This is a genomic window from Deinococcus sonorensis KR-87, assembly GCF_040256395.1.
Lineage (GTDB): Bacteria > Deinococcota > Deinococci > Deinococcales > Deinococcaceae > Deinococcus > Deinococcus sonorensis.
This window is the reverse complement of sequence record NZ_CP158299.1, coordinates 2,035,802-2,047,482: the sequence shown is the minus strand read 5'-3', so window position 1 is coordinate 2,047,482 and position 11,681 is coordinate 2,035,802. Positions and strand designations below refer to the sequence as shown.

Below are 11,681 nucleotides of genomic sequence, written 5' to 3'. Positions count from 1 at the left end.
TGATGAGGAATCCTTGCCGTGGCACCACCGGAACCGTGCCGTGGTTCCAGGCCACGTGCAGCGGTACTTCAGCGCAGGAAGTTCAGGGTCCAGAGGTCAAGCATGCCCAAGAAGGAACGCAAGCGGTTACAGGTGGTGATCAGCGACGAGCAGGACGCGCTGTTGACCAGAACCGCCTATGAACTGTCCAGTCCCGAACGGCTGATCTCCAAGAGCGAGGTCGTGCGGCTGGCCATCGAGAAAATTGCGCGCGAGATGGGCGAGGGCGAGCAACTCGACGAATACCGCGCGATGCTGGAAGACGAGGACCTGCGCGACGACGGCTGAGCCACAGCCTGGCCGCGCAGGCAACAGCAGTGGGGCGCCCCCGGAATGAGGGCGCCCCACTTTTGTGTTGTGTTGCGGCTCAGCCGAGGCGGCTGGGCTCCTCTGCCGCGCCCTGGACCGGCTCCGCCGGCTTGATCAGCAGCGTCTGCGGCTGATCGGCGGTCCGGGCCGGGGCCACAGGCGTCTCGCGGACGCTGCCTTCCAGCTCGTCCTTGAGGCCCTGGGTGCCCTTGCGGAACTCGCGGATGCCGTTCCCCAGGCTCTTGCCCAGCTCCGGCAGCTTCTTCGGCCCGAAGATCAGCAGCGCCACCACCAGAATGATCATGATTTCCGGAAATCCCAGATTCGGCATACGTCAGCTCCTTGTGGAGAGGCCCGGCCGGACCCTCCCGAATGCCTTACTGTATCGCCGTCAGATGTAAAGAACGTAGCAGAGATGCTGAAGATTCTGGGCAGACGCGCCCGCCACCGCCCCACCCCTGCTCAGCGGTACGCGCGCAGCGTGCCGTCCATGAAGGCCACGTACAGCGCGCCTCCAGCGGCCAGCGGGGTGGCCTGCACCCCCACCGCCTCGCGCTGCCGCCAGCGCACCTCGCCGCTGTCCCCGGCCAGCGCCAGCAGTTCGCCCGACTCCGACGCCACATACACATGGCCGCCCGACACCACCGGGCTCGCGGTGACCCGTCCGTCCAGACGGTGCATCCACACGTCGTCGCCGCCCCGCACGGTCAGCGCCCGCACCTGCCCGCCCCAGCCGGCCACGACCACGTTCTGGCCGCAGATGGCCGGCGCCGCCCAGATCTCATCTTCCAGGTCGTAGGTCCACAGCAGCGGTTCCTGGCTGTTCAGCTGAGCGCGGCCCTGGCGGTACAGGTGCAGGGCATGCACCTCGCCGGGCCAGGTGGCCAGCAACAGGGCGGCCTCCTCCCGGCCATCCGCGTCGCGGCCCAGCGGTGCCAGCGCGGGGGTGGCGTGTACCGTCTGCAGCTGCACCTTCCAGAGCAGCGTGCCGGTTACGGCGTCCACCGCGTGGACCCAGCCTTCCTCGTCCGCCACGATGGCGGTGCCGGCCCACACCAGCGGGCTGACCGCCACCGGCCCGCTGGCCCGGTAGGCCCACACCAGTTCGCCACTCTTCAGGCTGACGGCGTGCAGATGACCGTCGCGGGAGCTGACCAGGATCCGGTCGCCCCACACGGTGGGGGCGCCGGTGATCTCGGCGCGGGTCTTGTGGGACCACAGCACCGTGCTGGACGGCGCGGACAGGCTGGCCCGCCTCAAGTGCCCGTCCCAGGACCCGTACAGCACCGACCCTGCCCCGAAGGTGGCCGGCGCCGTCACCTCGTCCCCGGCCGGCAGCTGCTCGCGCGTCTCGCCGCTCGCCCCCACCAGGTGCAGTTCTCCCTTGCGGGTGCCCACCGCCACCAGCGGCCCCTGCCCCACCACCGCCGACGGCCAGGTGATCTCGCCGGACAGCGGCAGTGCCCAGGCCAGCTGCAGGGCCGCCGGATTCAGCGGACCGTCCGGGTGTTCGCCGCTGCGGGTGCGGCCGCCCCGGTACTGACCCGACGCCTGCCGCGCCCAGATGTCGCGGCGGGCCAGCGCGATCTGCGCGGCCAGGGCCTCGCCCGTGGCCGGGCGGTCCTCGCGGCGCTTGGCGAGCAGGCCCAGCAAGACGGTGGCCAGCGCGTCCGGGATGGCGGGGTTCAGCTCGCGCGGGTCGGTGGGCTCCTCGTACACGTGCTGGAACAGGATGCTCTGATCGCTGTCGCCCACAAACGGCGGCGAGCCGCAGGCAGCCCGGTACAGCACCGCACCCAGCGCATACAGATCGCTCCAGGGACCGACCCCCACGCCCCGGGCCTGCTCGGGGGCCATGTACTGAGGCGTGCCCAGCGTCACGCCGCTGCGGGTCAGGTGACGCGAGTACTCGCTCAGGGCCACCAGCCCGAAATCCATGATGCGCGGCAGGCCGTGAGCGTCCAGCAGGATGTTGCCGGGAGTCAGGTCACGGTGCACCAGCCCGGCGGCATGGACATGATGCAGCGCCCGCGCCGCGAACGAGGCAGCCGTCAGGAAGTGGCCCAGGCTCGCCGGGTCGTCCTCCAGCGGCCCCAGCAGGCTGATCGGGCCACCGGACAGCAGCGGCATGGTGAAGTAGACCCGACCGTTCTGCTCCCCGATGTCGTACACCGCCACCACGCCCGGGTGCGACAGCCGGGCCAGCGTGCGGATCTCGCGCAGGAACCGCTGCCGGTCCGCCTGCGGCATGTGACCGTGGGCAATCTTGAGCGCCACGTCGCGGTCCAGCAGGGTGTCGTGAACCCGGTACACCTCGGCGCTGCCCCCCTCTCCGATGCGGGCCAGCAGGGTGTAGCGCCCACCCAGCGGAGCAGTATCCAGCGGCAGTGAGGCGGTCTCCATCTGCTGCTGAGTGTAGCGTCCCACCCGAACAGGTCAGCAAATGAAGTGTGATTTATACCGTCCTCATGGGCCTGGAGCATGATGTGGCGCGGCGCACGTTGACCCTTCATTTGGCTCTGAAGGGCGCGTCGTTTACAATCTCAGCTGTTGATGATCTTGAGCGGGCCTTCATGGGCTGACGTCTGCTCGGACAGGAGAACTTGTGTCGAACCTCTCACGCCTGCTGGCCCTGGCCACAGGACCCCGCCGGATGACCGGCCTGAGTGTGCTGCTGCTGTCGTCGGCCAGCGTGATGGCGGGCCCTGCCCTGCCGCTGGCGCGCTACCTGCCGGACCTGACGCTCACCCGTGAACTGACGCTGGAACGCAGCGTCCAGCCGGTCACCAGCGGCCACCTGAGCGTTATCGCGCGGCCCGGCGACACGGCCCGGCAGATCGCCCACAGCTACCGGCTGCCGCTCAGCGCACTGGCCCCGCAGACCAGCCCGGACCGTCCACTCCCGACCGGCGCCGTGCTGGACCTGACGCTGGAACCGGCCGAGGGCCGCCGCCCGACCAGCGTGGACGCCTACGTGGCCCAGCCGGGCGACACGCTGGCGGGCCTTGCGGCGCGGCACCGGCTGAGCGTCACGGCGCTGCTGAGCGCGAACCTGACCCTGACCAGCCTGGACCGCCTGACGGTCGGCCAGACGGTCTACATTCCCAGGGAGCCGGGCCTGCTGCTGCCGATCAAGCCGGGCCAGACGGTTGAGCAGCTGGTGCAGGCCTACCACGCCGACCCGGCTCGGGTGGCGGTGGCCAACGGCATCAGCCTGCCGAACGAACTGAAGGTCGGCGATTACCTGCTGCTGCCGGGCGTGCTGGCCACCGGGTTCCATGAGCAGCTGCTGGCCCGCCGCGCCGAGGCGGCCGAGCAGGCGCGGCTGGCCCGGATTCAGGCGCAGTACGACCGCTATCAGGCTCAGCTCCGCCAGCAGAAGCGTGAGCGGCTGCAGCGGCAGTACGCCCTGCAGCAGCAGTACGACCGCTACCAGGCGTACCTGCACAGCCCGGCCCGGCAGGCGCTGGTCCGCCGGTACGAACAGCAGGCCCAGTACGAGGCCGCTCAGCGTCAGGCGCGGCAGCAGGCGCTGGCGCAGCGCCCGTCTAGCAGCAGCACGGTGCGCGCGGCGTCGGCAGCTGGCGGGCCGGGTCTGGCCTGGCCGCTGCGCAGTTACCGCATCACCAGCCGCTATGGCGAGGCCGACATCGAGTTTCACAAGGAGTACTTCCACGGGGGCGTGGACCTGGCCGCTCCGTACGGCACCCCCATTTACGCCGCCACGGCCGGGACCGTCACCCGCAGCGGGTACGGCGATTACGGCCTGAACGTCTACACCGACAGCAGCCCGGCGCTGGTCATCTACGGACACATGAGCCGCACCGCCGTCGCGGTGGGCCAGCAGGTTGAGCGCGGTCAGCTGCTCGGCTACGTGGGCTGCACCGGCATCTGCACCGGGCCACACCTGCACTTCGAGGTGCGCCTGTCGGGTCAGGCCGTGGATCCGCTGGCGCTGCTGCCCTGAAGCCGCCGCCACCACATCTGTGGGCCGGTCTCGCGGCCGGGCAGGCTACAGTGACCGCATGGTCCTGCCGCCGCCTCAGCCCGCTCCGTTCTCCGAGAACGGCCCGGAGCGGCACGTGAGGCGGTTGCTGCTGGTGGACGACGAGCGGCAGATCCTGGAGCTGCTGGACCTGAGCCTGAGCAGCCACGGCTTCGAGGTGATGACCGCCCAGAGCGGTGAGGCGGCGCTGGCGCTGGCCCGCGCCCAGCGCTACGACCTGATCGTGCTGGACGTGCTGATGACGCCCTGGGACGGCTTCCGGACCGCCCGAGAACTCAAGCGGCTGAGCGGCTGCCCGCCGATCGTGTTCCTGTCGGGCATGAGCGGCCTGAGCTACGAGGAGCAGGGCCTGTCGCTGGGTGCGGCCTACCTCAACAAGCCGTTCCGCCCGGCGCAGCTGATCGAGATGATCTGGCGGGTGCTGGACGAGGAGAGCTAAGAACTGGCCCCATGCCCCTGGCTAAACTGGCCTGCCCGATTGGGCCAGTTGCAGCTATGCTGCGGCCATGACCCAGGATTCCCAGCCGCACCAGACCGCCACGCTGCAGATCAAGACCGGCTTTGCCGAGATGTTCAAGGGCGGCGTCATCATGGACGTCGTCACGCCGGATCAGGCCCGCATCGCCGAGGCCGCCGGCGCCACCGCCGTGATGGCGCTGGAGCGCGTGCCGGCCGACATCCGCAAGGACGGCGGCGTGGCGCGCATGAGCGACCCGCAGATGATCCGCGGCATCATCGGGGCCGTCAGCATTCCGGTGATGGCCAAGGTGCGCATCGGGCACTTCGTGGAGGCGCAGATCCTGCAGTCGCTGGGCGTGGATTTCATTGACGAGTCGGAGGTGCTGACGCCCGCCGACGAGAGCTTCCACATCGACAAGCACAGCTTCCGCATTCCCTTCGTGTGTGGGGCCAAGAACCTGGGCGAGGCGCTGCGCCGCGTGGGCGAGGGCGCCAGCATGATCCGCACCAAGGGCGAGGCCGGCACCGGCAACGTGGTGGAGGCGGTGCGCCATGCCCGCACCATCCTGGGCGAGATCCGCAGCATCCAGGCCCGCCCGGTGGAGGAGCTGATGACGGTGGCCCGCGACCTGCAGGCGCCGTATGAACTGGTGCGCTACGTGCACGAGCACGGCACGCTGCCGGTGGTGAACTTCGCGGCCGGCGGCGTGGCCACCCCCGCCGACGCGGCGCTGATGATGCAGCTGGGGTTGGACGGCGTGTTCGTGGGCAGCGGCATCTTCAAGAGCGGCGCCGGCGACCTGAAGCAGATCGAGAAGCGCGCCCGCGCCATCGTGAAGGCCGTGACGCACTACAACAACCCGGACGTGCTGGCCGAGGTCAGCACCGACCTGGGCGAGGCGATGGTAGGCATCAACCTCGACACGCTGGAGATCCAGCAGCGGCTGGCCACCCGGGGCTGGTGATGGCGGACGCACCTGTGGTGGGCGTGCTGGCCCTGCAGGGCGCCTTCCGCGAACACCGCCGGCGGCTGGAACAGCTGGGGGCCGAGGTGCGCGAGGTGCGGCTCCCCGCCGACCTCGCGGGCCTGCAGGGGCTGGTGATTCCCGGCGGCGAGTCCACCACCATCGGCCGCCTGATGACCGATTACGGGTTGTGGGAGCCGGTGCGCGCGCTGTACCGGCGCGGCGCGGCCTTGTTTGGCACCTGCGCCGGAGCGATCCTGCTGGCCCGCGAGGTGCACGGCGCGCCGCCGCAGTTCGGGGAGCAGCCGGGCCTGGAGCTGATGGACATCACGGTGCAGCGCAACGCCTTCGGGCGCCAGCGCGAGTCGTTCCAGACCGAGCTGCAGGTGCAGGGCCTGGAGCAGCCGGTGCCGGCCATGTTCATCCGGGCGCCCGTCATTGAGCGGGTGGGTCCGGAGGTGGAGGTGCTGGCCCGTCAGGACGAGCAGGTGGTGCTGGCCCGCCAGGGCCGGTTGCTGGCCGCCAGCTTTCACCCGGAGCTGACCCCGGACCCGCGCATCCATCGGCTGTTTCTGGAGCTGCTGCCGGTGGCCGTTACCAATTCCTGAGGTTGTGGCCCGCCCCGGCCCGGCTCTGCTAGCCTGACCGCTGATGCCCGTCTCGCCGCCGCCCCTGGTCTACCGGTCCAGCGGGCGGCGGCTGTATGTGCGCCGCAGCGGCAGCGGCCCTCCCCTGCTGCTGATTCACGGCCTGAGCGGCTCGCGGCACTGGTGGCGCTACAACCTGCCCGCGCTGGAGGCCCGCCACACCGTATATGTGGTCGAGCTGGTCGGGTACGGGCGCGGCTGGGGGCAGCGCTCACTGGGGGTGCGCGAAGCGGCCCGCCTGATCGGGGACTGGTTGCAGGCGCAGGACATGCAGCAGGTCGCGGTGATCGGGCACAGCATGGGCGGGCACATCGCGCTGCGGCTGGCCGAACTGGAGCAGGCCCGGCTGTCGCGGCTGGTGCTGGCGTGTGCCAGCGGCCTGCTGCATCAGCGCTGGTGGCGCATGGCCCTGCGGTTGCCGGGCGCGGTCGTGACGGGCCGCCCCGGGTTCCTGCCGGTGATTCTGGCCGACAGCCTGCGTGCCGGCCTGCCGAACCTGATCCGTAGCAGCCGCGACCTGCTGCGCGACGACGTGGCGGACCTGCTGCCCACGCTGCACCTGCCGACCCTGGTGATCTGGGGCGAGCGCGACGTGCTGGTGCCGCTCCCGCTGGGCCGGGCGCTGGCCCAGGGCATCCCTGGCGCCGAGTTCCTGAGCGTGCCGGGCGCCGGCCACGTGGTGATGGTGGACCGACCCGCCACCTTCAACCGGGCGGTGCTGGACTTTCTGGACCCGCAGGCCGCCGCCTCGTGAGCCGGCTGCCCGCCTCCTACTCGCACGTCCGGCGCATCAACGGGCTGCTGACGCACGCCCGGGTGTATCCCGGCCCACCCGGACGCCCCGGCGTGGTCATCGTGCCGGGGCTCGGCTGCGCCTGCTGGATGTACCGCCGGCTGGCCCGCGCCCTGCAGGAGCACCTGACGGTCTGGGTCTACGATCACCCCGGCATGGGCGCCTCACAGGGCCACCCCTGCCGGATCGAGCAGCTGACCGACCATCTGGCCGACTGGCTGCTCGCCACCGGCCAGGCCGGCCGCCCGCTGCTGGGTCACTCGCTGGGCGGCGAGGTGGCGATTGACCTGGCGGCCCGCTTTCCGGCCCTGACGCCGGCACTCGTGCTGTACGCCCCGACCGGGATTCCGGAAAACCCCAGCGTGGCGGCCCAGCTGGCGCGGCTGGCCCTGGACCTGCCGCGCGAGCGACCACAGCTGTGGCTGGCGGCAGCGCTGGCCTACCTGCGTACCGGCACCCCCCGGATGTGGTGCCTCGCGCAGGATCAGGAGCGGCACCAGACCGGCCCGCTGATCCCGCAGGTGCGCTGCCCGGTGCTGGTGCTGGACGGCAGCCGCGACGTGGTGATCCGGGCCTGGACCCTGGAGATCCTGTGTGAGCACCTCCCGGACGCGGAAGGCTGGCAGGTGGTGGGCGGCACCCATGCCCTGATGGACAGCCGTCCTGCAGAGCTGGCCCGCCTCACCGTCGAGTTTCTGAACCGCCGGCTGCCGCTTCGCTAACGGGCCTCGCCGATGTACTTGCTCCAGCCCTCGCGCATCTGGGCGAACTGGCCGTAGGCGTAGAACCCAAAGCTGGGCGCGCGCGGCGGCAGGCGCAGCGTCATGCCCGCCTCGTCCGGGGTACGGCTGCCCTTGCGCTGATTGCAGCCGCGGCAGGCCGTGACCACGTTTTCCCAGCCGTGCCGCCCGCCACGTGAGCGCGGGTACACGTGGTCGATGGTCAACTCGTCGTGGGCGCCGCAGTACTGGCATACGAACGCGTCGCGGCGCAGCACGTTGCGGCGGTTGAAGGGAATCGGATGGGCGCGCGGCCGGCGCACGTAGCGGCGCAGCCGGATCACGCTGGGGATGGCCAGCACGGTGCTGGGCGAGCGCACCACGTCGCGGCTCTCCTCCAGCACTTCGGCCACCCCGTACTGCACGAGGGTGATGGCGCGTTTGGCGCTCGTCACGTGCAGCGGTTCATAGGACGCATTCAAAACAAGCACGCGTGGGGCATTGAGATTGACCGCCACGCGTGCCTGTTCACCGCCGTTTCCGGCCTCGGGAGCCGTTCCTCTCCCTGAAGCATTCACGCCTATTCGTCTTCCGGTCACGCAGAGCATTTTAACGTGTTCGCGTCACGCAATTGTTGTGTCAAATAGCTTATACTTCCCGGCCTCGCTCCTCACCCGGCCGCGCTGTTAGGGGCGCTACTGTAGAGGCCAGATGCTCCGGCCTCCCGCCAACAGAAAGAGAGCGGCTTTCGCCGCTCCCACCACTGCTCATCATCACGGTTCAAAGGACGCCAAAGCTCTGCGGCGGACCCGCCAGGATGCTGAGCTTCAGGTCGCGCCCCTCCGAGCGGGGCAGCGCCTGCTCCGCCTTGATCTTGGGCTTGTCGGACATCGCCGGGCTGGTCACGTGCTGCGATTTCACGGCTTAAAACCCGAAGTCGCGGATGCCGTTGGTGCTGGCCGTTCCGGTGGTGGTGGTGGACTTGGTGGCGCCAGCGCTGGCAACGGTTCCGGTCAGAACGGTCAGGGCGATCAGCGCGGTCAGGATCTTTTTGGCGGTCATACCGTTATGCTAGTTAAGTGTCCGTGAAGGTGCAAAAACAGCGTCAGGAATCAGCTCTAGCGGCACTAGAGGCTGGGCAGTACAACACGGTGATCACGCTACTGTCTGACCCGCTCCCCCACGCCGACGCCTCGGAGTGGCGGATGCTGGGGCTGGCCTTTCTGCGCAGCGGTCAGCTGGTGCGGGCAGAAACGCCCCTGTTGCGCGCCGGTCTCCTCGGGGACCAAGAGGGGCAGGTGGAGTACGGCAACCTGCTGCGGGCCCTGGGGAAGTTCGAGGACGCGATCGCGCACTTCGAACATATTGCCCCAAACCTGACAGGAGAATTACATCTGCGTTGCCTGCGCTGGTGGGGCACCGCAGAATTCCAGCAGGGCGACACGGCCAGCGGCCTGGCCCGCTGTGAACGCGCGTGGTACGGCTACCTGTCGCTGGGCGACGAGGTGCTGACCAGCCGCGTGACCCAGACGCTGGCGCAGATGCACCTCAGCAACGGCGACCTGAAACGCGCCAAGCACCTGTATCAGGAGGCGGTGCGGATCCTGCCGGCCGACACCAACCCGGCGGCCCGCATCTCGGCGCTCAAGGGACTGGCTGACATCGAGCTGAACATGGAGAACTACGCATCGGCCCGCGAGGCGGTCTTCGAGGCCAAACACCTGCTGACCACCTACGACGAGGCGGTGCATATCCGCGCCTCGATCCTGAGCCTGGAAGCGGAGATCCACTACTCGGTGTCGGACCAGCGCAACTACCGGCTGGTGCTGGAGGAACTGCGCGACATCGTGCGCGACCTGCAGGACTACGAGGCGCGGCTGTGGACTGCCTCGCGGCTGGCCGAGCTGTACAGTTCGCTCGGCAAGCACAATCAGGCGCTGGAGGTGCTGCACGACCTCTCGCCCACCCCGGAGCTGCCCCCGGCGCTGCTGGCCACCCGCGGCGTGCTGATGCGGCGGCGCGGGCACCTCACGCTGGCGCTGGAGGACCTGACCCAGGCGGTCGAGGACCTGCGCGGCAAGGACAACCGCGCCCTGCTGCGCGCGCAGCTGCACCTCGCCGATACGCTGCGTCGCATGGGCCAGGAGGAGCAGTCCGGACGGGTGCTGAGAGAGGCGCTGAGCGGCCTGATGCATGACCGGCAGCGGCTGCAGTACAAGGCCGACCTGGAGGAGCTGCGCGAGCTGACGCACCACGCGATGCTGGACCCGGACACCGCGCCCTACATGGAGGCGGTGCTGGACCAGCTGGCGATCCTGACCAACACCCAGCCGATCTACGAGGACACCCTGATGCACCTGCAGGTGTTCACCATGGGGCGCTCGCTGGTGATGCGCGATGGCGAGGAGGTGCACCTGACACTGGAAGGCTCGGCGCTGACGCTGGCGTACCTGACACTGCACCCCAACCGCACCCGCGCCGAGCTGCAGGCGGCGCTATATCCCGACAAGGAGCCGGAAACCGGAGCCAGCTACTTCCGCTCGGTATTCCGGGAGCTGCGCCAGCGCTTCGGGCAGCACATCCTGCTGATGGAGGGACCGCCCCGGCAGCCGCGCTACCGGCTGGGCGGCGGTGTGCACATCGACCTGGACGTCAAGGAGCTGCAGGACGCCCTGCGGCGAGGTGAGGTGGCGCGGGCGCTGGCGCTGTACCGCGGCCCCTTCCTGCCGGACATGGACGACAGCGAGTGGGCCGACGGGCTGCGGCAGGAGCTGCAGACCGGGCTGGCGCTGGAGCTGCGCGGCCGGCTGGACCGCGCCCACGGCAGCGGCGACCTGAAGCGTGCCCTGCTGCTGTGCAACCAGTACCTGCGGGTGGACCCGATTGACCAGGAGGTGCTGGAACTGCGGGTGGAACTGGCCCGCAAGGTGGCGCCGCCCCACGAACTCGCCCGCTATATGGTGGAGCTGCAGCGGTTCCTGAACTAACGGTTCAGGTGTGTAGGTTCAGAAAGCCCAGCACCCCGTCCGCCACGTACTGCACCGCCAGGGCGCCCAGCAGCACGCCCAGCACCCGGGTCACCACATGCACCCCGGTCAGGCCGATCAGGCGCGCGATCTGGCCGCTGAGCCGCAGCGCCAGGTAGCACAGCAGCAGCACCACCGCCGTCACCAGCAGCACGGCACCGAGCAGCAGCACGGACCCGCGGGTGTCGCTGGCCAGGATCATGATGCTGGCCAGCGTGCCGGGACCGGCGATCAGCGGAATGGCCAGCGGAAACACGCTGATGTCTTCCCGCTCCTGGGCCTCCCGCTCCTCGTCGGGCGACTCGCGGCTGCCGCTGGAGCGCGCGAACACCATGTCCAGCGCGATCAGGAACAGCAGGATGCCGCCCGCCACCCGGAAAGCGTCCAAACTGATGCCCAGGTGGTCCAGCAGCATTCGGCCGAACAGGGCGAACAGCAGGATGATGACGCCGGCCACCGCCGTCGCCTTGAGGGCCAGGCGGCGGCGCTCGAAGGTGGGACGGTTCCCGGCCAGACCGATGAAGATCGGGGCGAGACCCACCGGGTCCATCACCACCAGCATGGTCAGAAAGGTTTGCAACATCAGACCGGTCAGCAACGCCACAGGACCGAGTGTACCGGATGCCGCCGTGCACCCCCTGCCCAGCAGGCACCCAAACCCAGTGCAGCTGCGCCGGACGAAACGGGCGGCGGCCACCCCGATCAGGACCTGTCGTGC

Annotated in this window: 14 protein-coding genes; 8 read left to right on the top strand and 6 right to left on the bottom strand. The window is 69.7% G+C overall.

Translation table 11 applies throughout. From position 1 onward, the window contains the following. Positions 1-102 precede the first annotated feature (102 nt). Positions 103-327 carry a transcriptional regulator gene (locus tag ABOD76_RS15305; protein ID WP_350242826.1) on the top strand — a complete coding sequence of 75 codons (225 nt, stop codon included), beginning with the start codon at positions 103-105 and terminating at the stop codon, positions 325-327. A 79-nt stretch (positions 328-406) separates the two neighbouring features. On the opposite strand, the gene ABOD76_RS15300 is transcribed toward ABOD76_RS15305, so the two are convergent. Together ABOD76_RS15300 and ABOD76_RS15295 are read right to left on the bottom strand one after the other, a co-directional pair. Continuing rightward, positions 407-679, bottom strand: coding sequence for a Sec-independent protein translocase subunit TatA/TatB (locus tag ABOD76_RS15300; RefSeq protein WP_350242825.1), 273 nt, complete (start codon positions 677-679; stop codon positions 407-409). Positions 680-810: 131 nt separating this feature from the next. Next, positions 811-2,751 carry a serine/threonine-protein kinase gene (locus ABOD76_RS15295; protein WP_350242824.1) on the bottom strand — a complete coding sequence of 647 codons (1,941 nt, stop codon included), beginning with the start codon at positions 2,749-2,751 and terminating at the stop codon, positions 811-813. Positions 2,752-2,953: 202 nt separating this feature from the next. On the opposite strand from ABOD76_RS15295, the gene ABOD76_RS15290 reads away from it, so the two are divergent. The 6 genes from ABOD76_RS15290 to ABOD76_RS15265 all read left to right on the top strand — a co-directional run bounded on the left by ABOD76_RS15290 (position 2,954) and on the right by ABOD76_RS15265 (position 7,940). Further along, complete coding sequence (locus tag ABOD76_RS15290) at positions 2,954-4,315, top strand: LysM peptidoglycan-binding domain-containing M23 family metallopeptidase (protein ID WP_350242823.1); 1,362 nt, start codon at positions 2,954-2,956, stop codon at positions 4,313-4,315. Between the two features lie 58 nt (positions 4,316-4,373). Beyond that, on the top strand, positions 4,374-4,793 hold the full coding sequence (locus tag ABOD76_RS15285; RefSeq protein WP_350242822.1) for a response regulator transcription factor: 420 nt from the start codon (positions 4,374-4,376) through the stop codon (positions 4,791-4,793). A 67-nt stretch (positions 4,794-4,860) separates the two neighbouring features. Continuing rightward, positions 4,861-5,778 (top strand): pyridoxal 5'-phosphate synthase lyase subunit PdxS, encoded by a 918-nt coding sequence (gene pdxS, locus ABOD76_RS15280; RefSeq protein WP_350242821.1) that lies wholly within the window; start codon positions 4,861-4,863, stop codon positions 5,776-5,778. After that, a complete protein-coding gene (pdxT, locus tag ABOD76_RS15275) occupies positions 5,778-6,386 on the top strand; it encodes a pyridoxal 5'-phosphate synthase glutaminase subunit PdxT (RefSeq protein ID WP_350242820.1) in 609 nt (202 codons plus the stop codon). Before pdxS ends, pdxT begins: the two co-directional genes overlap by 1 nt. Before the next feature lie 43 nt (positions 6,387-6,429). After that, positions 6,430-7,179, top strand: coding sequence for an alpha/beta fold hydrolase (locus ABOD76_RS15270; protein ID WP_350242819.1), 750 nt, complete (start codon positions 6,430-6,432; stop codon positions 7,177-7,179). After that, positions 7,176-7,940, top strand: a complete 765-nt coding sequence (locus tag ABOD76_RS15265; protein ID WP_350242818.1) for an alpha/beta fold hydrolase — start codon at positions 7,176-7,178, stop codon at positions 7,938-7,940. Before ABOD76_RS15270 ends, ABOD76_RS15265 begins: the two co-directional genes overlap by 4 nt. On the opposite strand, the gene ABOD76_RS15260 is transcribed toward ABOD76_RS15265, so the two are convergent. From ABOD76_RS15260 to ABOD76_RS15250, 3 genes are all read right to left on the bottom strand, one after another. Then, a complete protein-coding gene (locus ABOD76_RS15260) occupies positions 7,937-8,392 on the bottom strand; it encodes an HNH endonuclease (RefSeq protein ID WP_380129686.1) in 456 nt (151 codons plus the stop codon). The genes ABOD76_RS15265 and ABOD76_RS15260 overlap by 4 nt on opposite strands. A 325-nt stretch (positions 8,393-8,717) precedes the next feature. After that, entirely contained in the window at positions 8,718-8,843 is a 126-nt protein-coding gene (locus tag ABOD76_RS15255) for a hypothetical protein (protein WP_350242817.1), read from the bottom strand. 18 nt (positions 8,844-8,861) lie between these two features. Continuing rightward, positions 8,862-8,999, bottom strand: a complete 138-nt coding sequence (locus ABOD76_RS15250; RefSeq protein WP_350242816.1) for a hypothetical protein — start codon at positions 8,997-8,999, stop codon at positions 8,862-8,864. Positions 9,000-9,022: 23 nt separating this feature from the next. Here ABOD76_RS15250 and ABOD76_RS15245 point away from each other — a divergent pair, with 23 nt between their 5' ends. Further along, entirely contained in the window at positions 9,023-10,924 is a 1,902-nt protein-coding gene (locus ABOD76_RS15245) for an SARP family transcriptional regulator (protein WP_350242815.1), read from the top strand. Positions 10,925-10,928: 4 nt separating this feature from the next. Here ABOD76_RS15245 and ABOD76_RS15240 read toward each other — a convergent pair whose 3' ends face one another. After that, complete coding sequence (locus ABOD76_RS15240) at positions 10,929-11,546, bottom strand: MarC family protein (RefSeq protein ID WP_350245281.1); 618 nt, start codon at positions 11,544-11,546, stop codon at positions 10,929-10,931. Positions 11,547-11,681: the final 135 nt, after the last annotated feature.

Coding starts and splice junctions, on each gene's coding strand:
- ABOD76_RS15305 (WP_350242826.1), top strand. CDS start 103: ATGCCCAAGAAGGAACGCAAGCGGTTACAGGTGGTGATCAGCGACGAG.
- ABOD76_RS15300 (WP_350242825.1), bottom strand. CDS start 679: ATGCCGAATCTGGGATTTCCGGAAATCATGATCATTCTGGTGGTGGCG.
- ABOD76_RS15295 (WP_350242824.1), bottom strand. CDS start 2,751: ATGGAGACCGCCTCACTGCCGCTGGATACTGCTCCGCTGGGTGGGCGC.
- ABOD76_RS15285 (WP_350242822.1), top strand. CDS start 4,374: ATGGTCCTGCCGCCGCCTCAGCCCGCTCCGTTCTCCGAGAACGGCCCG.
- pdxS (WP_350242821.1), top strand. CDS start 4,861: ATGACCCAGGATTCCCAGCCGCACCAGACCGCCACGCTGCAGATCAAG.
- pdxT (WP_350242820.1), top strand. CDS start 5,778: ATGGCGGACGCACCTGTGGTGGGCGTGCTGGCCCTGCAGGGCGCCTTC.
- ABOD76_RS15270 (WP_350242819.1), top strand. CDS start 6,430: ATGCCCGTCTCGCCGCCGCCCCTGGTCTACCGGTCCAGCGGGCGGCGG.
- ABOD76_RS15250 (WP_350242816.1), bottom strand. CDS start 8,999: ATGACCGCCAAAAAGATCCTGACCGCGCTGATCGCCCTGACCGTTCTG.
- ABOD76_RS15240 (WP_350245281.1), bottom strand. CDS start 11,546: ATGTTGCAAACCTTTCTGACCATGCTGGTGGTGATGGACCCGGTGGGT.